At 71.1% G+C, this 25,652-nt stretch carries 26 protein-coding genes; 25 read left to right on the forward strand and 1 reads right to left on the reverse strand.

Annotated features, from left to right (window positions below; genetic code table 11):
* Positions 1 to 8: 8 nt before the first annotated feature.
* From OG553_RS27915 to nusB, 14 genes are all read left to right on the forward strand, one after another.
* Positions 9 to 437, forward strand: coding sequence for a DUF948 domain-containing protein (locus OG553_RS27915; RefSeq protein WP_405983158.1), 429 nt, complete (start codon positions 9 to 11; stop codon positions 435 to 437).
* An 8-nt stretch (positions 438 to 445) separates the two neighbouring features.
* Positions 446 to 799: a DUF6167 family protein gene (locus tag OG553_RS27920; protein WP_405981605.1), complete on the forward strand. Its 354-nt coding sequence runs from the start codon at positions 446 to 448 to the stop codon at positions 797 to 799.
* Positions 799 to 3,468, forward strand: a complete 2,670-nt coding sequence (gene alaS, locus OG553_RS27925; protein WP_405981606.1) for an alanine--tRNA ligase — start codon at positions 799 to 801, stop codon at positions 3,466 to 3,468. Before OG553_RS27920 ends, alaS begins: the two co-directional genes overlap by 1 nt.
* Positions 3,469 to 3,470: 2 nt before the next feature.
* Complete coding sequence (gene ruvX, locus OG553_RS27930) at positions 3,471 to 3,941, forward strand: Holliday junction resolvase RuvX (RefSeq protein WP_359121373.1); 471 nt, start codon at positions 3,471 to 3,473, stop codon at positions 3,939 to 3,941.
* Between the two features lie 128 nt (positions 3,942 to 4,069).
* Positions 4,070 to 5,830, forward strand: a complete 1,761-nt coding sequence (gene mltG, locus OG553_RS27935) for an endolytic transglycosylase MltG (RefSeq protein WP_405981607.1) — start codon at positions 4,070 to 4,072, stop codon at positions 5,828 to 5,830.
* 7 nt (positions 5,831 to 5,837) lie between these two features.
* Positions 5,838 to 6,665 carry a shikimate dehydrogenase gene (locus tag OG553_RS27940; RefSeq protein ID WP_405981608.1) on the forward strand — a complete coding sequence of 276 codons (828 nt, stop codon included), beginning with the start codon at positions 5,838 to 5,840 and terminating at the stop codon, positions 6,663 to 6,665.
* 188 nt (positions 6,666 to 6,853) lie between these two features.
* Positions 6,854 to 8,038 (forward strand): chorismate synthase, encoded by a 1,185-nt coding sequence (gene aroC / locus OG553_RS27945; protein ID WP_405981609.1) that lies wholly within the window; start codon positions 6,854 to 6,856, stop codon positions 8,036 to 8,038.
* Complete coding sequence (locus OG553_RS27950) at positions 8,035 to 8,553, forward strand: shikimate kinase (protein WP_405981610.1); 519 nt, start codon at positions 8,035 to 8,037, stop codon at positions 8,551 to 8,553. Before aroC ends, OG553_RS27950 begins: the two co-directional genes overlap by 4 nt.
* On the forward strand, positions 8,550 to 9,641 hold the full coding sequence (gene aroB / locus OG553_RS27955) for a 3-dehydroquinate synthase (protein WP_401248782.1): 1,092 nt from the start codon (positions 8,550 to 8,552) through the stop codon (positions 9,639 to 9,641). Before OG553_RS27950 ends, aroB begins: the two co-directional genes overlap by 4 nt.
* Positions 9,638 to 10,078, forward strand: coding sequence for a type II 3-dehydroquinate dehydratase (aroQ, locus tag OG553_RS27960; RefSeq protein WP_405981611.1), 441 nt, complete (start codon positions 9,638 to 9,640; stop codon positions 10,076 to 10,078). The genes aroB and aroQ overlap by 4 nt, the downstream gene beginning before the upstream one ends.
* Positions 10,079 to 10,124: 46 nt before the next feature.
* Complete coding sequence (locus OG553_RS27965) at positions 10,125 to 10,859, forward strand: AAA family ATPase (protein ID WP_405981612.1); 735 nt, start codon at positions 10,125 to 10,127, stop codon at positions 10,857 to 10,859.
* Between the two features lie 86 nt (positions 10,860 to 10,945).
* On the forward strand, positions 10,946 to 12,055 hold the full coding sequence (locus OG553_RS27970; RefSeq protein ID WP_405981613.1) for an aminopeptidase P family protein: 1,110 nt from the start codon (positions 10,946 to 10,948) through the stop codon (positions 12,053 to 12,055).
* Between the two features lie 59 nt (positions 12,056 to 12,114).
* Positions 12,115 to 12,681, forward strand: coding sequence for an elongation factor P (efp, locus tag OG553_RS27975; RefSeq protein ID WP_007263034.1), 567 nt, complete (start codon positions 12,115 to 12,117; stop codon positions 12,679 to 12,681).
* Between the two features lie 2 nt (positions 12,682 to 12,683).
* A complete protein-coding gene (nusB, locus tag OG553_RS27980; RefSeq protein ID WP_405981614.1) occupies positions 12,684 to 13,115 on the forward strand; it encodes a transcription antitermination factor NusB in 432 nt (143 codons plus the stop codon).
* A 193-nt stretch (positions 13,116 to 13,308) separates the two neighbouring features.
* Here nusB and bldD read toward each other — a convergent pair whose 3' ends face one another.
* Complete coding sequence (gene bldD / locus OG553_RS27985; protein WP_007263032.1) at positions 13,309 to 13,809, reverse strand: transcriptional regulator BldD; 501 nt, start codon at positions 13,807 to 13,809, stop codon at positions 13,309 to 13,311.
* A 249-nt stretch (positions 13,810 to 14,058) separates the two neighbouring features.
* Here bldD and pyrR point away from each other — a divergent pair, with 249 nt between their 5' ends.
* The 11 genes from pyrR (at position 14,059) to rpoZ (ending at position 25,628) form a co-directional block, all read left to right on the forward strand.
* The gene (gene pyrR, locus OG553_RS27990) at positions 14,059 to 14,646 is read left to right on the forward strand and encodes a bifunctional pyr operon transcriptional regulator/uracil phosphoribosyltransferase PyrR (RefSeq protein ID WP_405981615.1); all 588 of its coding nucleotides are present in this window, start codon (positions 14,059 to 14,061) and stop codon (positions 14,644 to 14,646) included.
* Positions 14,647 to 14,750: 104 nt separating this feature from the next.
* Entirely contained in the window at positions 14,751 to 15,740 is a 990-nt protein-coding gene (locus tag OG553_RS27995) for an aspartate carbamoyltransferase catalytic subunit (protein ID WP_405981616.1), read from the forward strand.
* Between the two features lie 2 nt (positions 15,741 to 15,742).
* Positions 15,743 to 17,029, forward strand: a complete 1,287-nt coding sequence (locus OG553_RS28000; protein WP_405981617.1) for a dihydroorotase — start codon at positions 15,743 to 15,745, stop codon at positions 17,027 to 17,029.
* Positions 17,026 to 17,607, forward strand: coding sequence for a hypothetical protein (locus OG553_RS28005; RefSeq protein WP_405981618.1), 582 nt, complete (start codon positions 17,026 to 17,028; stop codon positions 17,605 to 17,607). The genes OG553_RS28000 and OG553_RS28005 overlap by 4 nt, the downstream gene beginning before the upstream one ends.
* A complete protein-coding gene (gene carA / locus OG553_RS28010) occupies positions 17,604 to 18,746 on the forward strand; it encodes a glutamine-hydrolyzing carbamoyl-phosphate synthase small subunit (protein ID WP_405981619.1) in 1,143 nt (380 codons plus the stop codon). The genes OG553_RS28005 and carA overlap by 4 nt, the downstream gene beginning before the upstream one ends.
* Positions 18,739 to 22,047: a carbamoyl-phosphate synthase large subunit gene (gene carB, locus OG553_RS28015; protein ID WP_405981620.1), complete on the forward strand. Its 3,309-nt coding sequence runs from the start codon at positions 18,739 to 18,741 to the stop codon at positions 22,045 to 22,047. Before carA ends, carB begins: the two co-directional genes overlap by 8 nt.
* Before the next feature lie 91 nt (positions 22,048 to 22,138).
* Positions 22,139 to 23,248, forward strand: coding sequence for a quinone-dependent dihydroorotate dehydrogenase (locus OG553_RS28020; protein WP_405981621.1), 1,110 nt, complete (start codon positions 22,139 to 22,141; stop codon positions 23,246 to 23,248).
* Positions 23,249 to 23,253: 5 nt separating this feature from the next.
* A complete protein-coding gene (gene pyrF, locus OG553_RS28025) occupies positions 23,254 to 24,096 on the forward strand; it encodes an orotidine-5'-phosphate decarboxylase (RefSeq protein ID WP_405981622.1) in 843 nt (280 codons plus the stop codon).
* Between the two features lie 282 nt (positions 24,097 to 24,378).
* Positions 24,379 to 24,702 carry an integration host factor gene (locus OG553_RS28030; protein WP_030234009.1) on the forward strand — a complete coding sequence of 108 codons (324 nt, stop codon included), beginning with the start codon at positions 24,379 to 24,381 and terminating at the stop codon, positions 24,700 to 24,702.
* Positions 24,703 to 24,763: 61 nt separating this feature from the next.
* Positions 24,764 to 25,327 carry a guanylate kinase gene (gmk, locus tag OG553_RS28035; protein WP_405981623.1) on the forward strand — a complete coding sequence of 188 codons (564 nt, stop codon included), beginning with the start codon at positions 24,764 to 24,766 and terminating at the stop codon, positions 25,325 to 25,327.
* Between the two features lie 28 nt (positions 25,328 to 25,355).
* A complete protein-coding gene (gene rpoZ / locus OG553_RS28040) occupies positions 25,356 to 25,628 on the forward strand; it encodes a DNA-directed RNA polymerase subunit omega (protein WP_004948662.1) in 273 nt (90 codons plus the stop codon).
* Positions 25,629 to 25,652 lie beyond the last annotated feature (24 nt).

The raw sequence follows: 25,652 nt of genomic DNA on the forward strand, positions 1-25,652 counted from the left end.
GGTGCAACGTGTCCGGTGGAGAGGTGGCCGGCATCCTCGTGGCCGTCTTCTGGGCCATCCTGGTGTCCTTCCTCGCCGTGGTGCTGGCGCGGCTCGCGCAGGTGCTCCGCGCGACCACCAAGCTCGTGGCCGACGTCACCGAGCAGGCCGTCCCGCTGCTGGCGGACGCCTCGACGACCGTCCGCTCCGCGCGCACCCAGCTCGACCGGGTCGACGCCATCGCGAGCGACGTCCAGGAGGTCGCCTCCAACGCCTCCGCGCTGTCCTCCACCGTGGCCACCACCTTCGGCGGACCCCTGGTCAAGGTCGCGGCCTTCGGCTACGGCGTGCGCAAGGCGCTGGGCCGCACCGAGGACGCCCCGCAGAAGACCACCCGGCGAACCGTGATCGTCGGCCGTACGGTGCCGCCGGCCCGGCGCCGGAAGCAGAAGGGCTGAGACCGCCGATGTTCCGCCGAGCCTTCTGGTTCACCGCAGGCGCCGCCGCCGGCGTGTGGGCCACCACCAAGGTCAACCGCCAGCTCAAGAAGCTGACCCCGGAGAGCCTCGCCGCCCAGGCCGCCGACAAGGCCGTGGAGGCCGGGCACCGCCTCAAGGAATTCGCCCTCGACGTCAAGGCGGGAATGACGCAGCGCGAGGGCGAGCTGAACGACGCACTGGGGTTGCACCAGGACCCCGAAAGGCCCGACAACGTCACCGCCCTCCCCGGGCCGCGGCGGCTGCGGGCCATCGAGCACCACCAGAACGACCAGAACACCCACCGTTCGAATTTTTCGTACAACCGGAATGAGGACCACTGATGGAGTCGGCTGAAATCCGCCGCCGCTGGCTGAGCTTCTTCGAGGAGCGCGGTCACACCGTTGTCCCTTCGGCGTCGCTCATCGCGGACGACCCGACTCTGCTGCTGGTCAACGCGGGCATGGTCCCGTTCAAGCCGTACTTCCTCGGTGAGACCAAGCCCCCGGCCCCCCGCGCCACCAGCGTGCAGAAGTGCGTCCGTACGCCGGACATCGAAGAGGTCGGCAAGACCACCCGCCACGGCACGTTCTTCCAGATGTGCGGCAACTTCTCCTTCGGGGACTACTTCAAGGAAGGCGCCATCAAGTACGCCTGGGAGCTGCTCACCAGCTCCGTGGCGGACGGCGGCTACGGCCTGGAGCCCGAGAAGCTCTGGATCACGGTCTACCTCGACGACGACGAGGCCGAGACGATCTGGCGCGACGTGATCGGCGTTCCCGCCGAGCGGATCCAGCGCCTGGGCAAGAAGGACAACTTCTGGTCCATGGGCGTCCCCGGCCCCTGCGGCCCCTGCTCCGAGATCAACTACGACCGCGGCCCCGAGTTCGGCGTCGAGGGCGGCCCCGCCGTCAACGACGAGCGCTACGTGGAGATCTGGAACCTGGTCTTCATGCAGTACGAGCGCGGCGCCGGTGACGGGAAGGAAGACTTCCCGATCCTCGGCGACCTGCCGTCGAAGAACATCGACACCGGTCTCGGCCTCGAACGCCTCGCGATGATCCTGCAGGGCGTGCAGAACATGTACGAGACCGACACCCTGCGCGTGGTCATGGACAAGGCCACCGAGCTGACCGGCGTGCAGTACGGCGCCGCGAAGGGCACTGACGTCTCGATGCGCGTGGTCGCCGACCACATGCGCACCTCCGTCATGCTCATCGGCGACGGCGTCACCCCCGGCAACGAGGGCCGCGGCTACGTGCTGCGCCGCATCATGCGCCGCGCCGTCCGCAACATGCGCCTCATGGGCGCCACCGGTCCGGTCGTGCAGGACCTCATCGACGTCGTGATCGACACGATGGGGCAGCAGTACCCCGAGCTGATCACCGACCGCAAGCGCATCGAGACCGTCGCCCTCGCCGAAGAGGCCGCCTTCCTGAAGGCCATCAAGGGCGGCACCAACATCCTCGACACCGCCGTGACCGAGACCAAGGCCTCCGGCGGCACGGTCCTCGCCGGCGACAAGGCGTTCCTGCTCCACGACACCTGGGGCTTCCCGATCGACCTCACCCTCGAGATGGCCGCCGAGCAGGGCCTGACCGTGGACGAGCCCGGCTTCCGCCGCCTGATGCAGGAGCAGCGCGACCGCGCCAAGGCCGACGCCAAGGCCAAGAAGACCGGCCACGCCGACATGTCGGCCTACCGGGAGATCGCCGACGGCTCCGGCGCCACCGAGTTCACCGGCTACGCGACCACCCAGGGCGAGTCCACCATCGTCGGCCTCCTGGTCAACGGCGTCTCCGCGCCCGCCGCCTCCGAGGGCGACGAGGTCGAGGTCGTCCTCGACCGCACCCCCTTCTACGCCGAGGGCGGCGGCCAGCTCGCCGACCAGGGCCGCATCAAGCTCGACACCGGTGCCGTCATCGAGGTCCGCGACGTCCAGCAGCCGGTTCCAGGCGTCTCCGTGCACAAGGGATCCGTGCAGGTCGGCGAGGTGACGGTGGGCGCCTCCGCGTACGCCGCCATCGACGTCAAGCGCCGCCGGGCCATCGCCCGCGCCCACTCGGCCACCCACCTGACCCACCAGGCGCTGCGCGACGCCCTCGGCCCGACGGCCGCCCAGGCCGGCTCCGAGAACAGCCCCGGCCGCTTCCGCTTCGACTTCGGCTCGCCGAACGCCGTCCCCGGCTCGGTCCTCACCGACGTCGAGCAGAAGATCAACGACGTGCTCTCCCGCGAGCTCGACGTCACCGCCGAGGTCATGAGCATCGACGAGGCGAAGAAGCAGGGCGCCATCGCCGAGTTCGGCGAGAAGTACGGCGAGCGGGTCCGCGTCGTCACCATCGGCGACTTCTCCAAGGAGCTGTGCGGCGGCACGCACGTCGGCAACACCTCCCAGCTGGGTCTGGTGAAGCTGCTCGGCGAGTCCTCCATCGGCTCCGGCGTGCGCCGCGTCGAGGCCCTGGTCGGCGTGGACGCGTACAACTTCCTCGCCAAGGAGCACACGGTCGTCGCCCAGCTCCAGGAGCTCGTCAAGGGCCGCCCGGAGGAGCTGCCGGAGAAGATCGCCACCATGCTCGGCAAGCTGAAGGACGCCGAGAAGGAGATCGAGAAGTTCCGCGCGGAGAAGGTCCTCCAGGCCGCCGCCGGTCTCGCCTCGAACGCCCAGGACATCCGCGGCGTCGCCCTCGTCGTCGGCCAGGTGCCGGACGGCACGGGCGCCGACGACCTGCGCAAGCTGGTCCTCGACGTCCGCGGCCGCATCCAGGGCGACCGCCCGGCCGTCGTCGCGCTGTTCACCGTGGCGAACGACCGCCCGCTGACCGTCATCGCCACCAACGAGGCCGCCCGCGAGCGCGGCCTCAAGGCCGGCGACCTGGTCCGCACCGCCGCCAAGACCCTCGGCGGCGGCGGTGGCGGCAAGCCGGACGTGGCCCAGGGCGGCGGCCAGAACCCGGGCGCCGTGCCCGAGGCCATCGCCGCCGTCGAGCGCCTCGTGGCAGAGACGGCCTGACGATGAGCCTGCGCCGCGGCCGCCGACTGGCCATCGATGTCGGAGACGCCCGGATCGGGGTCGCGTCCTGCGACCCCGACGGGGTGCTCGCCACGCCGGTGGAGACCGTTCCGGGACGGGACATCCCCTTCGCCCATCGGCGGCTGCGGCAGCTCGTCGAGGAGTACGAGCCCCTCGAAGTCGTGGTCGGCCTCCCCCGCTCGCTCAGCGGGCGGGAGGGGCCGGCCGCGGCCAAGGTGCGCGCATTCGCGAACGAACTGGCCAAGGGGATCAAGCCGGTGACGGTGCGTCTGGTGGACGAGCGGATGACCACGGTCACCGCCGCCCAGGGCCTGCGGGCCTCCGGCCGCAACGCGAAGAAGGGCAGGTCGGTCATCGACCAGGCGGCCGCTGTGGTTATCCTCCAGAACGCTCTTGAGACCGAACGGGTATCAGGTAATCCGCCCGGCGAGTGCGTCGAAGTGGTTGTCTGATCGCGATACGGTAACGTTCCGCGCGATGAGACGGCATTCGAACAGCCGTCGCTCACCACCAAAGAGGCGGAACCGGGTGTCGCGGCCGAAAGAAGCCGAGGCCTTCGTCTCGCGGCTCTAGGGGACCGATGACTGACTATGGCCGGGGCCACGGCTCCGAACCGTGGAACCCCCAGGACCCCCTCTACGGGGACCAGGGGTGGACCGCGCACCAGACGCAGCAGGCGCAGGTGCCCTACGGCGGGGACCCGCAGCAGCAGTACCCGCAGGAGCCGCAGTACCAGCAGCAGTTCGCGGGCCAGTATCCGCAGCAGTACGACGAGCAGGCCTACGCGCAGCAGCTCCAGTACCAGCAGATGGCCCAGCAGCAGATGGCCGCCCAGCAGATGGCGGCCCAGCAGATGGCCGGCCAGCCGATGGCCCCTCAGCCCATGGCCCCGCAGCCCGTGTACGACGACGGCAGCAACGGCCAGGGCTGGGACACCGGCCAGGCCCAGTACGCGGCCGCCGCCGTACAGGTCGACCCGTACGCGGGCGCCGACCCGTACGCGCAGCAGGCCGTCGGGGCCTACCCCGGCGAGGCGCCCGACCTGTACACCACGGCCGAGGCCTACCCGCCGCCGCAGCCGCCCGGCCTGCGCCACCTGGAACCGGAACCGGTCGAGGAGCCGCTGGAGGAGGAGCCCGAGGAGGCGCTCCTGCCCGTCGGCGGAGGCTCCGGCGACGGCGACGAGTCGCGCGGACGCCGGGCCGGCGGCCGGGCCAAGGGCGGCAAGGGCGGCAAGGGCGGCAAACAGAAGAAACGCAGCGGCACCGCGTGCCTGATCGCCGCCGTGGTGATCATCGGCGTCGTCGGCGGTGGCGGCTACTACGGCTACAACTACCTCCACGACCGGTTCGCCCCGGCCGAGGACTTCGCCGGCGAGGGCACCGAGGAGATCGTCGAGGTCGAGATCCCCAAGGACGCCGGACTCGGCGCCATGGGCCGCATCCTCAAGCAGGCCGGCGTCGTCGCCAGCGCGCAGGCGTTCGTCGACGCGGCCAAGGCCAAGCCCGGGGGCCAGTCGATCCAGCCCGGCGTCTACCCGCTGAAGAAGAAGATGTCGGCGGCCGCCGCCGTCGCCGTGATGATCGACCCCACCAAGCTGAACGTCATCACCATCGGCGAGGGCTGGCGCAACACCAAGATCTACGAGGCGATCGACAAGAAGCTCGGCAAGCCGGAGGGCACCACGAAGGACATCGCCCAGCGCGAGTCCAAGAACCTCGGCCTGCCGGCCTGGGCCGGCAACAACACCAAGATCATCGACCCGCTGGAAGGCTTCCTGCTCCCGGCGCGCTACGACCTGAAGAAGGACAGCACGCCCGAGTCGCTGCTGCGCCAGATGGTCAAGAGCGCGGCGGACAAGTACGCGGAGATGGGCGTCGAGGCCAAGGCCAAGGAACTGAACCTGGAGAACCCGCTCCAGGTGATCACCGTCGCCAGCCTCGTCAACGCCGAGGGCAAGAACCACGACGACTTCCGCAAGATGTCCGAGGTGGTCTACAACCGCCTCAAGAAGACCAACGACGTCACGAACCAGAAGATCGAGTTCGACTCGACGTACAACTACGTCAAGAACCAGAGCGAGATCAACTTCAACCTCAAGGAAGCCCAGAAGTTCGACAACCCCTACAACACGCACTTCGTGAGGGGGCTGCCGCCCGGTCCGATCGGGAACCCGGGCACGGACGCCGTGAGCGCTACGCTCAACCCCGACCACGGCGGCTGGATGTTCTTCGTGTCGGTCGACGGCAACAAGACGACCTTCACCAAGACCTACGACGAGCACCTGAAGCTCGTCGCGGAGTTCCAGGAGCGCCAGGCGCAGAAGAAGAACGGCGGGTAGGCAAGACATGTCACGGATACGGGCCGCGGTGCTGGGTTCGCCCATCGAGCACTCCCTCTCACCGGTGCTGCACCGCGCCGCGTACCGGGAGCTCGGCCTCGACGACTGGTCCTACGGCCGGTTCGAGATCGACGAGGCCGCCCTGCCCGCGTTCGTCGCCGGCCTCGGCCCCGAATGGGCCGGCCTGTCGCTGACCATGCCGCTGAAGCGGGCGATCATCCCGCTGCTCGACGGGATCAGCGACACCGCCGCCGCGGTGGAGGCCGTCAACACGGTGGTGTTCACCGAGGACGGCCGCCGCGTCGGCGACAACACCGACATCCCCGGGCTCGTCGCCGCCCTACACGAGCGCGGCGTCGAGAAGGTGCCCGCCGCCGCGGTCCTCGGCGCGGGGGCCACCGCCTCCTCGGCGCTCGCCGCCCTCGCCCGGATCTGCACCGGCGAGGTCACCGCGTACGTCCGCTCGGCCGCCCGCGCCGACGAGATGCGCCAGTGGGGCGAGCGGCTCGGCGTGGACGTCCGTACGGCCGACTGGTCGGAGGCGGCCCGCGCGCTGGAGGCGCCGCTGGTCATCGCCACCACCCCGGCCGGCGCCACGGACGAGCTCGCCGACGCCGTACCGGACGCCCCCGGCACCCTCTTCGACGTCCTCTACGACCCCTGGCCCACCGCACTTGCCGCCTCCTGGTCCGGGCGCGGCGGCACCCTCCTCGGCGGCCTCGACCTGCTCGTCCACCAGGCCGTGCTCCAGGTCGAGCAGATGACCGGCCGCACCCCCGGCCCGCTGGCCGCCATGCGGGCCGCCGGCGAGGCCGCCCTGCGCGCCCGCCACTGACGCGCCCGCGCGTAGGGAGCCGATAGCCGTACCCGGCACCATCGCGTACGCCCGGGCCGCCCGGGTCGTCCGTCAGCTGGACCGAGATCCGCGGGACGGCCCGGACGTGGGAGGATTCGGGTACGGCCGTCCGGTCCGCGCAGCCGGACGGGTCGTCGCAGTGCCAGGCGCGAGCATGAGGAGCATCGTTGAGCAGGTTGCGTTGGCTGACCGCAGGAGAGTCGCACGGACCGGCACTGGTCGCGACGCTGGAGGGTCTTCCCGCCGGCGTCCCGGTCACCACCGAGCTGGTGGCCGACCACCTGGCGAGGCGCCGGCTCGGCTATGGCCGCGGTGCCCGCATGAAGTTCGAGCAGGACGAGATCACCTTCCTCGGCGGCGTCCGCCACGGGCTGTCCCAGGGTTCCCCGGTCGCGATCATGGTCGGCAACACCGAGTGGCCCAAGTGGGAGACGGTCATGTCGGCCGACCCGGTCGACCCCTCGCTGCTCAAGGAAACCGGCCGCAACGCGCCGCTGACCCGTCCCCGCCCCGGCCACGCCGACCTCGCGGGCATGCAGAAGTACGGCTTCGACGAGGCCCGGCCGATCCTGGAGCGCGCCAGCGCCCGTGAGACCGCCGCCCGCGTCGCCCTCGGCGCCGTCGCCCGCTCCTTCATCAAGGAGGTCGCGGGCATCGAGATCGTCTCGCACGTGGTGGAGCTGGCCTCGGCCAAGGCCCCCTACGGCGTCTACCCGACCCCCGCCGACGTCGAGAAGCTCGACGCCGACCCGGTGCGCTGCCTCGACGCCGACGCGTCGAAGGCGATGGTCGCGGAGATCGACCAGGCCCACAAGGACGGCGACACCCTCGGCGGCGTCGTCGAGGTCCTCGCGTACGGCGTGCCCGTCGGCCTCGGCTCCCACGTCCACTGGGACCGCCGCCTCGACGCCCGCCTCGCCGCCGCGCTCATGGGCATCCAGGCCATCAAGGGCGTCGAGGTCGGCGACGGCTTCGAGCTGGCCCGCGTGCCCGGCTCCAAGGCGCACGACGAGATCGTCTCCACCCCCGAGGGCATCAAGCGGACCTCCGGCCGCGCCGGCGGCACCGAGGGCGGCCTGACCACCGGCGAGCTGCTGCGCGTCCGCGCCGCGATGAAGCCCATCGCGACCGTGCCGCGCGCCCTGGCCACCGTCGACGTCGCCACCGGCGAGGCCACGGTCGCCCACCACCAGCGCTCCGACGTCTGCGCCGTGCCCGCCGCGGGCATCGTCGCCGAGGCCATGGTCGCGCTGGTGCTGGCCGACGCCGTGGTCGAGAAGTTCGGCGGCGACTCGGTCGCCGAGACCCGCCGCAACGTGCGGTCCTACCTCGACAACCTGCAGATCCGGTGACGGGCGGCCCCCTGGTCGTACTCGTCGGACCCATGGGTTGCGGCAAGTCCACGGTGGGCGGCGTGCTCGCCCGCCGGCTCGGGGTCCCCTACCGGGACACCGACGCGGACATCGTCGCGGCCCAGGGCCGGGAGATCTCCGACATCTTCGTCGACGAGGGCGAGCCGTACTTCCGTGAGCTGGAGCGCGCGGCCGTCGCGGCCGCCGTCGCCGAGCACACCGGAGTCCTCGCCCTCGGCGGCGGTGCCGTCCTGGACGGGGGCACCCGCGCCCTGCTGGCCGGCCTGCCCGTCGCCTACCTGTCGATGGACGTCGAAGAGGCCGTGCGCAGGGTCGGGCTCGGCGCCGCCCGCCCGCTGCTCGCCGTCAACCCGCGCCGCCAGTGGCGCGAGCTGATGGACGCCAGGCGCCACCTGTACACCGAAGTCGCGCGCGTCGTCGTGGCCACCGACGACCGCACCCCCGAAGAGGTCGCCCAGGCGGTCCTCGACGCTCTGGAGTTGAAGGACGTATGACAGACCAGGTGACGCGGATCAACGTCGGCGCCAGCGCCGGACACGACGCGTACGACGTGCTGGTCGGCCGGCAGCTGCTCGGCGAACTCGGCACCCTGATCGGTACGAAGGCCCAGCGGGTCGCCGTGATCCACCCCGAGGCGCTGGCCGAGACCGGCGAGGCGCTGCGCGCGGACCTGGCGGACCAGGGCTACGAGGCGATCGCCATCCAGGTGCCGAACGCCGAGGAGGCCAAGACCGTCGAGGTGGCCGCGTACTGCTGGAAGGCGCTCGGCCAGTCCAACTTCACCCGCACCGACGTCATCGTCGGCGTGGGCGGCGGCGCCACCACCGACCTGGCGGGCTTCGTCGCGGCCAGCTGGCTGCGCGGAGTGCGCTGGATCGCCGTCCCGACCACCGTCCTCGCCATGGTGGACGCGGCCGTCGGCGGCAAGACCGGCATCAACACCGCCGAGGGCAAGAACCTCGTCGGCGCCTTCCACCCGCCGGCCGGGGTGCTCTGCGACCTCGCCGCGCTGGAGTCGCTGCCGGTCAACGACTACGTCAGCGGCCTCGCCGAGATCATCAAGGCCGGGTTCATCTCCGACCCGGTGATCCTCGACCTGATCGAGGAGGACCCGGCGGCGGCCCGCACGCCCGCCGGCCCGCACACGGCCGAGCTGATCGTCCGCTCCATCCAGGTCAAGGCCGACGTGGTCTCCAGCGACCTGAAGGAGTCGGGGCTGCGGGAGATCCTCAACTACGGCCACACCCTCGCGCACGCCATCGAGAAGAACGAGCGCTACAAGTGGCGGCACGGCGCGGCCGTGTCCGTCGGCATGGTCTTCGCGGCCGAGCTCGGCCGGCTGGCCGGGCGGCTCGACGACGCCACCGCCGACCGCCACAAGGCCGTCCTGGCCTCGGTGGGCCTGCCGCTGACCTACCGCGGCGACCAGTGGACCAAGCTGCTCCAGACCATGCAGGTCGACAAGAAGTCCCGCGGCAACCTGCTGCGCTTCATCGTCCTGGACGGCCTGGCGAAGCCCACCGTGCTGGAGGGCCCCGACCCGGCGCACCTGGTCGCGGCGTACGGCGAGGTCTCCGCGTGAGCCGCCGGGTGCTGGTCCTGAACGGCCCGAACCTGGGCCGGCTCGGGTCCCGCGAGCCCGACGTGTACGGGGCCACCTCGTACGCGGGCCTCGTGGAGAGCTGCACCGCCCTGGGCGCCGAGCTCGGCTTCGACGTGGAGGTCCGCGAGACCAACGACGAGGGCGAGCTGGTGCGCTGGCTGCACGAGGCGGCGGACGGCAAGGTCCCGGTCGTCATCAACCCGGGCGCCTTCACGCACTACTCGTACGCCATGCGGGACGCGGCCGCGCAGCGCACCGCGCCGCTGATCGAGGTGCACATCTCCAACCCGTACGCCCGGGAGGAGTTCCGGCACACCTCGGTCATCGCGGCCGTGGCGACCGGCACCGTCGCGGGCTTCGGCCTGGGCTCCTACCGCCTGGCGCTGCGTGCGCTGGCGGAAGAGGTCACGGCCTGAGATAACGTTCTCGCATCAGTCGCCTGAACGAGACGGAGTGGCGCGGATGCAGCACGGAGTGGGGGGCTGGGGTCCGCCGGGACAGCACCCGGCGGTTCCCCCGCAGCCGCCGATACCCCCTGCGCAGGGCTGGCCGGTGGCGCCGGTCCCCGACGCGACGGGGCACATCCCGCTGCCTCCCGCCGCGGCCCCCGCGCCCGTGCCGCCCCCGCCCGGTACCGGCGGGGCCGTGCTCGCCGTACTGCTCATCGGCCCGGCCGGCGCGGGCAAGACCACCGTGGCCCGGCACTGGGCGGCCAGCCGCCCGGTGCCGACCGCGCACATCAGCCTGGACGACGTCCGCGAATGGGTCTGCTCGGGCTTCGCCGACCCGCAGGCCGGCTGGAACGAGCACTCCGAGGCCCAGTACCGCCTCGCCCGCCGCACGTGCGGCTTCGCCGCCCGCAACTTCCTGGCCAACGGGATCTCCTGCATCCTCGACGACGCGGTCTTCCCGGACCGGCCCGTGGTGGGCCTCGGCGGCTGGAAGCGCCACGTGGGGCCGGCCCTGCTGCCCGTCGTGCTGCTGCCCGGCCTGGACGTGGTCCTCGACCGCAACGCGGCCCGCTCCGGCAACCGCCGCCTCTCCGACGAGGAGGTCGCCCGCATCCACGGCCGGATGGCGGGCTGGTACGGCTCCGGGCTGCCGATCATCGACAACACCCACCTCGACGTCGAGGGAACCGCGCGGGCCCTGGACGAGGCCCTCGCACGCGCACTGACGAGCCCGCCCCGCTGGTAGCGCCCCCGCGGGACGCCGGCCCGCCCGGCCCCCGTCCGGACGCGCTCGCCGGGCCGGATGCGCGGGGCGCTCGTAGGCTCGAAGACATGTCAGACGTGTACGCGGCCCGCAGGGGCCTGCTCCGCGAGCGCTGCGCCGCCGCGGGCAACTCCGCCGCCCTGGTCACGCGTCCGGCGAACGTCCGCTACCTCGCCGGGGCGTCCCCGCTGGGCGCCGTCCTGCTGGTCGGGCCCGCCGAGGACGTGCTGTTCTGCCCCGGGGCGCCCACCGGCGAGGCTGACGAGGGCCGGCTCGACGAGGGGCTGCGGGTGTCCGTACTGCCCACCCCCGGCGCCGACCCGGCCGTCGCCGCCGCGGACCTGGCCGCCTCCGCTCACCGGGCCGAATCCCTCGCCGTCGAGGAGCACCACCTCACGGTCGGCCGGCACCGGGCCGTGCGCTCGGTCGCGCCCCGGCTGCGGCTGGCCGACCTCGGCACGGCCGTGGAGCAGCAGCGGCTGGTCAAGGACGAGGAGGAGATCGCCTGCCTGCGGATCGCCGCCGAGATCGCCGACCAGGCCCTCGGCGAACTGCTGGAGTCGATCCTGGTGGGCCGGACCGAACGCCACCTTGCCCTGGAACTGGAGCGCCGGCTCGTGGACCACGGCGCGGACGGCCCGGCGTTCCCGACCTCCGTCGGCACCGGCCCGCACTCGGGCCGCTCCCGGCACCGGCCCTCCGACCGGCGGGTGGAGGAGGGGGACTTCCTCTCCGTCTGCCTCGGCGCCAACTACCGGGGCTACCGCTGCGAGATCGGCCGTACGTTCGTGATCGGCACCACTCCGGCCGACTGGCAGATCGAGCTGTACGACCTGGTCTTCGCCGCCCAGCGGGCGGGCCGGCAGGCCCTGGTGCCCGGTGCCGCGTACCGGGAGGTGGACCACGCGGCGCGTTCCGTACTGGACTCCGCGGGGCACGGTGAGGCCCTCGCGGGATGGATGGGACACGGGGTCGGTCTCGAAATCGACGAGGACCCGCAGCTTGCACCTACGGCAATGGGTAAACTGGACGCTTGCGTGCCGGTCACCGTCGAACCGGGGGTTCACCTCCCGGGCCGGGGAGGTGTCCGGATCGATGACACGCTCGTCGTGCGCCCCGAGGCGGACGGCGGTCCCGAGCTACTCACCATTACGACCAAGGAGCTGCTCGCGCTCTAGTCCGCACCGCCGGACCGTGCGCGCATCCCTGGTCTTCCAGTGCAGGAGATTCCGCAACCGTGGCTTCCACGAACGACCTCAAGAACGGCATGGTGCTCAAGCTCGACGGTGACCAGCTCTGGTCCGTCGTCGAGTTCCAGCACGTCAAGCCCGGCAAGGGCCCGGCCTTCGTGCGCACCAAGCTCAAGCACGTGCTCTCCGGCAAGGTCGTCGACAAGACCTTCAACGCCGGCACGAAGGTCGACACCGCCACGATCGACCGCCGTGACATGCAGTTCTCGTACATGGACGGCGACTACTTCGTCTTCATGGACATGAGCACCTACGACCAGCTGATGGTCGACCGCAAGGCCGTCGGCGACGCCGCCAACTTCCTCATCGAGGGCTTCACCGCCTCCGTGGCCCAGCACGAGGGCGAGGTGCTCTACGTCGAGCTCCCGGCCGCCGTCGAGCTGACCATCGAGCACACCGACCCGGGCGTCCAGGGCGACCGCTCCACCGGCGGCACCAAGCCCGCCAAGCTGGAGACCGGCCACGAGATCCAGGTCCCGCTCTTCGTCACCACCGGCGAGAAGATCAAGGTCGACACCCGCACCAGCGCCTACCTCGGCCGGGTGAACAGCTAACCGTGGCTGCCCGGAGCAACGCGCGCAAGCGCGCCTTCCAGATCCTCTTCGAGGCCGACCAGCGCGGCGTGCCCGTGCGCGAGGTCCTCGCGGACTGGATCCGCCACTCGCGGTCGGACGACCGGCAGCCGCCGGTCAACGCCTTCACGATGGACCTCGTCGAGGGCTACGCCGACAAGGTGAAGCGCATCGACGACCTGATCGTCACCTACGCCGTGGACTGGGAGCTCGACCGCATGCCGGTCGCCGACCGGAACATCCTGCGGCTGGGTGCCTACGAGCTGATCTGGGTCGACGAGACCCCGGACATCGTGGCGATCGACGAGGCCGTGCAACTGGCCAAGGAGTTCTCCACGGAAGACTCGCCCGCGTTCGTGAACGGCCTGCTGGCCCGGTTCAAGGACCTGAAGCCGAGTCTGCGCCGGGGCGAATAGCCCGGAGCCGGACGGCTGAGCGGAGGGCCCGCGGCGCATGCGCGCCACGGGCCCTCCGCCGTTCTCCGGCCGGCGTGCGGTCCCCGAGGGGGCTGCTGCCGGCCGAGCGACGAAAAACCGGCGGGTGCCGGCGCCCTGGGGCGCCGGCACCCGCCGGTAACGTTTCTGCTGAGCCGGGACGGCTCTCCTGGGACTAGATGTCCTCGTGGGCCACGGCGCGACGCGCGTCGGCGTCCAGGACGCCCCAGCTGATGAGCTGCTCGGTCAGGACCGAGGGGGACTGGTCGTAGATGACGGCCAGGGTGCGCAGGTCGTCCTGGCGGATCGACAGCACCTTGCCGTTGTAGTCGCCGCGCTGGCTCTGGATCGTCGCGGCGTAACGCTGGAGCGGGCCGGCCTTCTCGGCGGGGACGCCCGCCAGGCGCTCCAGGTCGAGGCGCAGCTTCGGCGGCGGCTCGGCCGCACCGCCGGGGGTCGTGCCCGGCAGCAGTTCCTGGACCGGAACCCCGTAGAAGTCCGCCAGCTCGGCGAGGCGCTGGACGGTCACGGCGCGGTCCCCGCGCTCGTAGGAACCGACCACCACGGCCTTCCAACGGCCCTGGGACTTCTCCTCGACACCGTGGAGGGAAAGGCCCTGCTGGGTGCGGATGGCGCGGAGCTTGGCCCCGAGCTGTTTGGCGTATTCGCTGGACATAACGCTCCCGGACGCTGTGACGCTGTGACTACATGGAGACCATGCGGCTCCGCCGCGCGGCTGGTAACTCACTGTGAGGTTACGCAGCGTTACTTGGATGCGTCAAGCCGAATGCTCTTCCACGCCCTCTTACGAGGGGCGCCGCCGGGCCCCGGTGCGAGGACACCCGCCCGCCCCTGGTACCGTGGACGGCGTACATCAGACGTCCTTTAAGGTCCGTCCCGTGAGGCGGAGAAGGAGGTCCTTTTCATGGACAGCAAGACTTCCCAGGTCTCGGCCGACGCCGAAATGCGCCCCGTTCTGGAGGCGCAGGACATCGCCCGGGTCCTGACCCGCATCGCCCACGAGATCGTCGAACGCGCCAAGGGCGCCGACGACGTGGTGCTCCTCGGCATCCCCACCCGCGGTGTGTACCTGGCCCGCCGGCTGGCCGCCAAGCTGGAGGAGATCACCGGGACGAAGATCCCGGTCGGCTCCCTCGACATCACCATGTACCGCGACGACCTGCGCCTGAAGCCCGCGCGGGCGATCGGCCGCACCGAGATCCCCGCCGACGGCATCGACGGCCGCCTGGTGATCCTCCTCGACGACGTCCTCTTCTCCGGCCGCACCATCCGCGCCGCCCTCGACGCGCTCGGCGACATCGGCCGCCCCCGCGCCGTCCAGCTCGCGGTCCTCGTCGACCGCGGCCACCGCGAACTCCCGATCCGCGCCGACTACGTGGGCAAGAACCTGCCCACCTCGCTGCGCGAGACCGTCAAGGTCCAGCTCCAGGAGGAGGACGGTCGCGACGCCGTGCTGCTCGGCCAGCGGACCGCCCAGGCCGCAGGGCAGTAACCCCCGCGCGTACGGGACCCCCGGAGGGGCCCGTACCGGGCCCTGCCCTGCCCGCACACCCGTCAGCCCCGCCTGCCTGCCCTCCCGACATACGGAGCTCCCAGATGAAGCGCCACCTCATCTCGGCCGCCGACCTCACGCGCGACGACGCCGTCCTGATCCTCGACACCGCCGAGGAGATGGCCCGGGTCGCCGACCGGCCGATCAAGAAGCTGCCCACCCTGCGCGGCCTCACCATCTGCAACCTGTTCTTCGAGGACTCGACCCGTACCCGGATCTCCTTCGAAGCCGCCGAGAAGCGCCTCTCCGCCGACGTCATCAACTTCGCCGCCAAGGGCTCCAGCGTCTCCAAGGGCGAGTCCCTCAAGGACACCGCGCAGACCCTGGAGGCCATGGGCGTGGACGCCGTGGTCATCCGCCACCACGCCTCCGGCGCCCCCTACCGGCTCGCCACCTCCGGCTGGATCGACGCCCCGGTGATCAACGCCGGCGACGGCACCCACGAGCACCCCACGCAGGCCCTCCTCGACGCCTTCACCATGCGCCGCCGCCTGGTCGGCCGGGACACCGGACTCGGCAAGGACCTCGACGGCCGCCGCATCACCATCGTCGGCGACGTCCTGCACAGCCGGGTCGCCCGCTCCAACGTCCACCTGCTGCACACCCTCGGCGCCGAGGTCACCCTGGTGGCCCCGCCCACCCTGGTGCCGGTCGGCGTGGAGAACTGGCCCTGCGAGATCTCGTACAGCCTCGACGAGGTGCTGCCGAAGTCCGACGCGGTCATGATGCTGCGTGTGCAGCGAGAGCGGATGAACGCCGCCTTCTTCCCGACCGAGCGCGAGTACTCCCGCCGCTACGGCCTGGACGCCGCCCGCATGGCCAGGATGCCCGAGCACGCCATCGTCATGCACCCCGGCCCCATGGTCCGCGGCATGGAGATCACCGCCGAGGTGGCCGACTCCGACCGCTGCACGGTCGTCGAGCAGGTCGCCAACGGCGTCTCGATCCGCATGGCCGTCCTCTACCTGCTGCTCGGAGGCTCCGAGCCCGCCGTCACCACCAGCACCCCCGCCCGCACCGAGGAGAACAAGTAACCATGAGCAAGATCCTTATCCGCGGCGCGAAGGTCCTCGGCGGCGACGTGCAGGACGTCCTGATCGACGGCGAGACCATCGCCGAGGTCGGCACCGGCCTGTCCGCCGAGGGCGCCCAGGTGATCGAGGCCGAGGGCCAGGTCCTCCTTCCCGGCCTCGTGGACCTCCACACCCACCTGCGCGAGCCCGGCCGCGAGGACTCCGAGACCGTCCTCACCGGCACCCGCGCCGCCGCCTCCGGCGGCTACACGGCCGTCTTCGCCATGGCCAACACCTTCCCGGTCGCCGACACCGCCGGCGTGGTCGAGCAGGTCTGGCGCCTGGGCAAGGAGTCCGGCTACTGCGACGTGCAGCCCATCGGCGCCGTCACCGTCGGCCTGGAGGGCAAGAAGCTCTCCGAGCTGGGCGCCATGCACGAGTCCGCCGCCCGCGTCACCGTCTTCTCCGACGACGGCAAGTGCGTCGACGACGCCGTGATCATGCGCCGCGCCCTGGAGTACGTGAAGGCCTTCGGCGGCGTCGTCGCCCAGCACGCCCAGGAGCCCCGCCTCACCGAGGGCGCCCAGATGAACGAGGGCGTCGTCTCGGCCGAGCTCGGCCTGGGCGGCTGGCCCGCCGTCGCCGAGGAGTCGATCATCGCCCGCGACGTGCTCCTCGCCGAGCACGTCGGCTCCCGCGTGCACATCTGCCACCTCTCCACCGCCGGATCCGTCGAGATCGTCCGCTGGGCCAAGTCCCGCGGCATCGACGTCACCGCCGAGGTCACCCCGCACCACCTGCTCCTCACCGACGAGCTCGTGCGCTCGTACGACCCGGTCTACAAGGTCAACCCGCCGCTGCGCACCGAGCGCGACGTGATGGCCCTGCGCGAGGCGCTCGCCGACGGCACGATCGACATCGTCGCCACCGACCACGCCCCGCACCCCCACGAGGACAAGGACTGCGAGTGGGCCGCCGCCGCCATGGGCATGGTGGGCCTGGAGACCGCGCTCTCCGTCGTCCAGCAGACGATGGTGGAGACCGGACTGCTCGACTGGGCGGGCGTCGCGGACCGGATGTCGCACGCTCCGGCGCGCATCGGCGGCCTCGCCGGGCACGGCCGGCCCGTCTCGGCAGGTGAACCCGCGAACCTGACCTTGGTCGAGACCTCGTACCGTGGTGTCGTGGACCCCGCACACTTCGCCTCCCGCAGCCGCAACACGCCCTACGAGGGCCGCGAGCTGCCGGGTCGCGTCACTCACACCTTCCTGCGGGGCCGGGCAACGGTCGTGGACGGGAAACTGGCGTGACACCTGCAGTAATCCAACTGGCCGCCGAGGCCGCCGAACGACAGTCGGCGGAGGTGACGGACTGGGGCGCCCGCATCGCGTGGGTGATCGGTCTGCTCGTCTTCATCGCGTTCGTGTACTGGCTGATGCGGCAGGGCTGGAAATGGCGCGGAGCCCTGCAGAGCGATCTGCCCGAGCTCCCCGCCGCCCCCGGCGGTCTCCCCGAGCACCGGCTGGCCCTGACCGGCCGGTACCACGGGTCCACCACCGCCGGGCAGTGGCTCGACCGGATCGTCGCCCATGGACTCGGAGTCCGCAGCCGGGTCGAGCTCACCCTCACCGACGCGGGCCTCGACGTGGTCCGTCCGGGGGCAACCGACTTCTTCGTACCGGCCGCGCAGCTGCGCGGCGCCCGCCTCGACAAGGGAATCGCGGGCAAGGTACTCACCGAGGGCGGTCTGCTCGTCGTCACATGGGCGCACGGCGACAAGCTGATCGACTCCGGATTCCGCTCCGACCGGGCGGCCGAACACGCGGCCTGGGTCGAAGCGATCAACCTCATGAACTCAACCACCACGACGGAAGGCGCCGAACGATGACGACCTCCACCAGGGGAGCAGCCAAAGCTCCCGCCGTACTCGTCCTGGAGGACGGTCGGATCTTCCGCGGCCGCGCCTACGGCGCCGTGGGGGAGACCTTCGGCGAGGCCGTGTTCTCCACCGGCATGACCGGCTACCAGGAGACCCTGACCGACCCGTCGTACCACCGCCAGGTGGTCGTGATGACCGCCCCCCACGTGGGCAACACCGGCGTCAACGACGAGGACCCCGAGTCCACCCGCATCTGGGTCTCCGGCTACGTCGTCCGCGACCCCGCCCGCGTCCCCTCCAACTGGCGCTCGCAGCGCTCGCTGGACGAGGAACTCGTCGAGCAGGGCGTCGTCGGCATCAGCGGCATCGACACCCGCGCCCTGACCCGCCACCTGCGCGAGCGCGGCGCCATGCGCGTCGGCATCTTCTCGGGCGAGGCCGTCGCCGACGACGCGGCCCTGCTGGCCCGGGTCCAGGAGGCCCCCCAGATGAAGGGCGCCGACCTCTCCGCCGAGGTCGCCACCAAGGAGGCGTACGTCGTCCCCGCGATCGGCGAGAAGAAGTTCACCGTCGCCGCCGTGGACCTCGGCATCAAGGGAATGACCCCGCACCGGATGGCCGAACGCGGCATCGAGGTGCACGTGCTGCCGGCCACCTCCACGGTCGAGGACGTCTACGCGGTCTCCCCGGACGGCGTGTTCTTCTCCAACGGCCCCGGCGACCCGGCCACCGCCGACCACGCCGTCTCGGTCATGCGGGGCGTCCTGGAGCGCAAGACCCCGCTCTTCGGCATCTGCTTCGGCAACCAGATCCTGGGCCGCGCGCTCGGCTTCGGCACCTACAAGCTGAAGTACGGCCACCGCGGCATCAACCAGCCGGTCCAGGACCGCACCACCGGCAAGGTCGAGATCACCGCGCACAACCACGGCTTCGCCGTCGACGCGCCCCTCGACAAGGTGTCCGAGACCCCCTACGGCCGCGCCGAGGTCTCGCACGTCTGCCTGAACGACAACGTCGTGGAAGGCCTCCAGCTGCTCGACCAGCCGGCCTTCTCCGTCCAGTACCACCCCGAGGCCGCCGCGGGCCCGCACGACGCCGCGTACCTCTTCGACCGCTTCACCGCCCTGATGGAGGCCGAGCGTGCCTAAGCGCACCGATATCCAGTCCGTCCTGGTCATCGGCTCCGGCCCGATCGTCATCGGCCAGGCCGCGGAGTTCGACTACTCCGGCACCCAGGCCTGCCGCATCCTCAAGGCCGAGGGCCTGCGGGTCATCCTGGTGAACTCCAACCCGGCGACGATCATGACCGACCCGGAGATCGCCGACGCCACGTACGTCGAGCCGATCACCCCCGAGTTCGTCGAGAAGATCATCGCCAAGGAGCGTCCCGACGCGCTGCTCCCGACCCTCGGCGGCCAGACCGCGCTCAACACCGCCATCTCCATGCACGAGCAGGGTGTGCTGGAGAAGTACGGCGTCGAGCTCATCGGCGCCAACGTCGAGGCCATCAACAAGGGCGAGGACCGCGACCTCTTCAAGGGCGTCGTCGAGGCCGTCAAGGCCAAGATCGGCTACGGCGAGTCCGCCCGCTCGGTCATCTGCCACTCGATGGACGACGTCATCAAGGGCGTCGACACCCTCGGCGGCTACCCCGTCGTCGTGCGCCCCTCCTTCACCATGGGCGGCGCCGGCTCCGGCTTCGCCCACGACGAGGAAGAGCTGCGCCGCATCGCCGGCCAGGGCCTCACGCTCTCCCCGACCACCGAGGTGCTCCTGGAGGAGTCCATCCTCGGCTGGAAGGAGTACGAGCTGGAGCTGATGCGCGACACCAAGGACAACGTGGTCGTCGTCTGCTCCATCGAGAACTTCGACCCGATGGGCGTGCACACCGGTGACTCGATCACCGTCGCCCCGGCGATGACCCTCACCGACCGCGAGTACCAGCGCCTGCGCGACATCGGCATCGCGATCATCCGCGAGGTCGGCGTCGACACCGGCGGCTGCAACATCCAGTTCGCGATCGACCCGGTCGACGGCCGCGTCATCGTCATCGAGATGAACCCGCGCGTCTCCCGCTCCTCCGCGCTCGCCTCGAAGGCCACCGGCTTCCCGATCGCCAAGATCGCCGCCAAGCTGGCCATCGGCTACACGCTGGACGAGGTCCCGAACGACATCACCGAGAAGACGCCGGCCTCCTTCGAGCCGACCCTCGACTACGTCGTCGTCAAGGCCCCGCGCTTCGCCTTCGAGAAGTTCCCGGCCGCCGACGCCACCCTCACCACCACCATGAAGTCGGTGGGCGAGGCCATGGCGATCGGCCGCAACTTCACCGAGGCCCTCCAGAAGGCCCTGCGCTCCCTGGAGAAGAAGGGCTCCCAGTTCACCTTCGTCGGCGAGCCCGGCGACAAGGAAGAGCTGCTGGCCACCGCGGTCCGCCCGACCGACGGCCGCATCAACACCGTCATGCAGGCCATCCGCGCCGGCGCCACCCAGGAGGAGGTCTTCGAGTCCACGAAGATCGACCCCTGGTTCGTCGACCAGCTCTTCCTGATCAAGGAGATCGCGGACGAGCTCGCCGCCGCCGAGAAGCTCCACCCCGAGCTGCTCGCCGAGGCCAAGCGCCACGGCTTCTCCGACGCCCAGATCGCCGAGATCCGCGGCCTGCGCGAGGACGTCGTCCGCGAGGTCCGCCACGCCCTCGGTGTCCGCCCGGTCTACAAGACGGTCGACACCTGCGCCGCCGAGTTCGCCGCGAAGACCCCGTACTTCTACTCGTCCTACGACGAGGAGTCCGAGGTCGCCCCGCGCACCAAGCCCGCGGTGATCATCCTGGGCTCCGGCCCGAACCGCATCGGCCAGGGCATCGAGTTCGACTACTCCTGCGTCCACGCCTCCTTCGCCCTCAGCGACGCCGGCTACGAGACCGTGATGGTCAACTGCAACCCCGAGACCGTCTCGACGGACTACGACACCTCCGACCGCCTGTACTTCGAGCCCCTGACGCTGGAAGACGTGCTGGAGATCGTCCACGCCGAGTCGCTGGCCGGCCCGATCGCCGGTGTCGTCGTCCAGCTCGGCGGCCAGACCCCCCTCGGTCTCGCCCAGGCGCTCAAGGACAACGGCGTCCCCGTGGTCGGCACCTCCCCGGAGGCCATCCACGCCGCCGAGGACCGCGGCGCCTTCGGCCAGGTCCTCGCCGACGCCGGCCTGCCCGCCCCCAAGCACGGCACCGCCACCACCTTCGCGGGTGCGAAGGCGATCGCCGACGAGATCGGCTACCCGGTCCTCGTCCGCCCGTCCTACGTGCTCGGCGGCCGCGGCATGGAGATCGTCTACGACGAGACCCGCCTGGAGTCGTACATCGCGGAGTCCACGGAGATCTCCCCGACCCGCCCCGTGCTGGTCGACCGCTTCCTCGACGACGCGATCGAGATCGACGTCGACGCCCTCTACGACGGCTCCGAGCTCTACCTCGGCGGCGTCATGGAGCACATCGAGGAGGCCGGCATCCACTCCGGCGACTCGGCCTGCGCCCTGCCCCCGATCACCCTCGGCGGCTTCGACATCAAGCGCCTGCGCGCCTCCACCGAAGCCATCGCCAAGGGCGTCGGCGTCCGCGGCCTGATCAACATCCAGTTCGCGATGGCGGGCGACATCCTCTACGTCCTGGAGGCCAACCCGCGCGCCTCCCGGACCGTCCCCTTCACCTCGAAGGCGACCGCCGTCCCGCTCGCGAAGGCCGCCGCCCGCATCTCGCTCGGCGCCACCATCGCCGAGCTGCGCGCCGAGGGCATGCTGCCCAAGGCGGGCGACGGGGGCACCCTGCCGCTGGACGCGCCGATCTCCGTCAAGGAGGCCGTCATGCCGTGGTCGCGCTTCCGCGACATCCACGGCCGCGGCGTGGACACCGTCCTCGGCCCGGAGATGCGCTCCACCGGCGAGGTCATGGGCATCGACTCGGTCTTCGGTACGGCGTACGCCAAGTCGCAGGCCGGCGCCTACGGCCCGCTCCCGACCAAGGGCCGCGCGTTCATCTCCGTCGCCAACCGCGACAAGCGCTCGATGATCTTCCCGGCCCGCGAGCTCGTCGCCCACGGCTTCGAGCTGCTCGCCACCTCCGGCACCGCCGAGGTGCTGCGCCGCAACGGCATCAACGCCACCGTCGTGCGCAAGCTCAGCGAGGGCGAGGGCCCGGACGGCGAGAAGACCATCGTCCAGCTCATCCACGACGGCCAGGTCGACCTGATCGTCAACACCCCGTACGGCACCGGCGGCCGCCTCGACGGCTACGAGATCCGTACGGCCGCCGTGGCGCGCAGCGTCCCGTGCCTGACCACGGTCCAGGCGCTCGCCGCCGCCGTCCAGGGCATCGACGCGCTCAACCGCGGTGACGTCGGAGTGCGCTCCCTCCAGGAGCACGCGGAGCACCTGAACGCCGCCCGCGACTAGCAGCATCCCGTAGGGGAGAGGGGGGACACCGGACGCGCGAACCGCGCCGGGTGTCCCCCTCTTCATGAGCGCAGAAGGGACTTTTCGGACGATGTACAAACTGTTCTTCAACCTGGTCTTCAAGCGGATGGACCCCGAGCGGGCCCACTACACGGCCTTCCGGTGGATCCGCCTCGCCGCCCGCACCCCGGTGCTGCGCACCTTCGCCGCCGCCGCCCTGGCGCCCCGGTACGAGTCCCTGCGCACGGAGGCCCTCGGCCTGCGGATGCACGGCCCCTTCGGGCTCGCGGCCGGCTTCGACAAGAACGCCGTCGCCATCGACGGCATGGCGATGCTCGGCTTCGACCACGTCGAGATCGGCACGGTCACCGGCCAGGCGCAGCCCGGCAACCCCAAGAAGCGGCTCTTCCGCCTGGTCCCCGACCGGGCGCTGATCAACCGCATGGGCTTCAACAACGAGGGCTCGGCCGCCGTCGCCGACCGCCTGGCCGCCCGCAACCCGATCTTCCGGACCGTCGTGGGCGTCAACATCGGCAAGACCAAGGTGGTGCCGGAGGCCGAGGCCGCCGCGGACTACGTGGTCTCCACCGAGCGCCTGGCCCGCCACGCCGACTACCTGGTCGTCAACGTCTCCTCGCCGAACACCCCGGGCCTGCGCAACCTCCAGGCCACGGAGTCCCTGCGGCCGCTGCTGACCGCAGTGCGCGAGGCCGCCGACCGCGCGGTCACCGACCGCCGCGTCCCGCTGCTGGTCAAGATCGCCCCGGACCTGGCGGACGAGGACGTCGACGCGGTCGCCGACCTGGCCCTCGAACTGGGCCTGGACGGCATCATCGCCACGAACACCACCATCGCCCGCGAGGGCCTGGGCCTGAAGTCCGACCCGGCCCTGGTCAAGGAGACCGGCGGACTCTCCGGCGCCCCGGTCAAGGAGCGCTCCCTGGAGGTCCTGCGCCGCCTGTACGCGCGCGTCGGCGACCGCCTCGTCCTGGTGGGCGTCGGCGGCATCGAGAACGCCGAGGACGCCTGGCAGCGCATCCTGGCGGGTGCCACGCTCATCCAGGGCTACAGCGCCTTCATCTACGAGGGCCCCTTCTACGCCCGCGCCATCCACAAGGGCCTGGCCGCGCGCCTGGCCGCCAGCCCGTACGCGACCCTGGCCGAGGCCGTGGGCGCCGAGACCCGAAAGGCCGCACTGTGAGCCCCGTGACCCCTGTGACCCCCTTCGGGACCCGCCTGCGCGCCGCCATGGACGCCCGGGGCCCCCTGTGCGTGGGGATCGACCCGCACGCCGCCCTGCTGGCCTCCTGGGGCCTGGCGGACGACATCGACGGCCTGGAGCGGTTCTCCCGCACGGTGGTCGAGGCCCTGGCCGACTCCGTCGCCGTCTTCAAGCCGCAGGCCGCGTTCTTCGAGCGCTTCGGCTCCAAGGGCGTCGCGGTGCTGGAGCGGACCGTCGCCGACGCCCGCGCCGCCGGGACCCTGGTGGTCATGGACGCCAAGCGCGGTGACATCGGCTCCACGATGGCCGCGTACGCCTCGGCCTTCCTGGACCCGTCCTCCCCGCTGTTCTCGGACGCCCTGACGGTCTCCCCGTACCTCGGCTACGGGTCGCTCGCCCCGGCCGTGGAGCTGGCCCGGGAGTCGGGCGCCGGCCTCTTCGTCCTGGCCCTGACCTCCAACCCGGAGGGCGCCGAGGTCCAGCGCGCGGTCCGCGAGGACGGCCGTTCGATCGGCGCGACCATGCTGGCCCACCTGGCGGCGGAGAACGCGGGCGCCGAGCCCATGGGCTCCTTCGGCGCGGTGGTCGGAGCCACGCTGGGCGACCTGTCCTCCTTCGACCTGGACATCAACGGCCCGCTGCTGGCCCCCGGCATCGGGGCCCAGGGCGCGACCGCCGCCGACCTCCCGGCGGTCTTCGGCGCCGCGGTCGTCAACGTGGTCCCGAACGTCTCGCGGGGAGTCTTGAAGCACGGCCCGGACGCCGCCGCCCTGCGCGCCTCCGCGAAGCGCTTCGCCGACGAGGTGCGCGAGGCCGTCGCGGGCTGATCCGGGGGCGCCGGACCGGCGCGTGCACACGCGATCTCGAAAATCGAACGTCTTTCCCCGGACAAAACCGGGGTGATATGTCTGTGATGTACGGTTCAGTGGAGGCTGACCAGGACTTTTCGTCCGTTCTCGCTGACTGGAGCGGCCTTGGCCGCTAGTCTCCGACCAGAGTGAACGAGCAGCGAGCGAATTTCATCGCTGTTCGTGACCTCGCCCGGCGTGGTGCCCACGGGCTCCCCGCCGATCCGTATCCGACAGTTCGACATCCGAGGTGACGTAGGCGTGGCTCTTCCGCCCCTTACCCCTGAACAGCGCGCAGCAGCGCTCGAAAAGGCCGCCGCGGCTCGCCGGGAGCGGGCCGAGGTGAAGAATCGACTCAAGCACTCCGGCGCCTCCCTCCACGACGTCATCAAGACGGGACAGGAGAACGACGTCATCGGCAAGATGAAGGTCTCCGCCCTTCTCGAGTCGCTGCCCGGCGTCGGCAAGGTCCGCGCCAAGCAGATCATGGAGCGCCTCGGCATCTCCGAGTCCCGGCGTGTCCGAGGTCTCGGCTCCAACCAGATCGCCTCTCTGGAGCGTGAGTTCGGCGGTAGCGGCGCCTGAGGCGTCGCCCGAAGTTCTCCCGGCGTTCTCAGGCAGTCCCGAGAACCTGGATAATCGCTCTATGGCAGCAGAGGTTCGTCCGCGGCTGACCGTGCTCTCCGGCCCCTCGGGGGTCGGCAAGAGCACGGTCGTCGCGCATATGCGCAAGGTCCACCCCGAGGTGTGGCTCTCGGTGTCGGCCACCACCCGCAAACCGCGGCCCGGTGAGCGACACGGAGTCCACTACTTCTTCGTCAACGACGACGAGTTCGACAAGCTGATCGCCAACGGCGAGCTGCTGGAGTGGGCCGAATTCGCGGGCAACCGCTACGGCACACCGCGCGGCGCGGTACTGGAACGCCTGGACAACGGCGAACCGGTGCTGCTGGAGATCGACCTCCAGGGCGCCCGGCTCGTCCGCGAGTCGATGCCCGAGGCCCAGCTGGTCTTCCTGGCCCCGCCGAGCTGGGAGGAACTGGTCCGCCGGCTCACCGGCCGGGGTACCGAGTCCGCCGAGGTCATCGAGCGGCGGCTCGACGCCGCCAAGACCGAACTCGCTGCCGAGTCCGAGTTCGACATCACCCTTGTCAACACCTCCGTCGAGGACGTAGCACGTGAGCTGCTAGCCTTGGTGGCAGTTGTCTGATCTTTTATCCATCTTCGGAAGGTAGAGCGTGTCCTCTTCCATCACCGCGCCCGAGGGCATCATCAACCCGCCGATCGACGAGCTGCTCGAGGCCACTGACTCGAAGTACAGCCTCGTGATCTACGCGGCCAAGCGCGCGCGTCAGATCAACGCGTACTACTCGCAGCTCGGTGAGGGCCTGCTGGAGTACGTCGGCCCGCTGGTGGACACCCACGTCCACGAGAAGCCGCTCTCGATCGCACTGCGCGAGATCAACGCGGGTCTGCTGACCTCCGAGGCCATCGAGGCCCCGGCCCAGTAAGGCACGACATCGTCATCACAGGCC

This window comes from Streptomyces sp. NBC_00158 (assembly GCF_045160885.1).
Classification (GTDB): domain Bacteria; phylum Actinomycetota; class Actinomycetes; order Streptomycetales; family Streptomycetaceae; genus Streptomyces.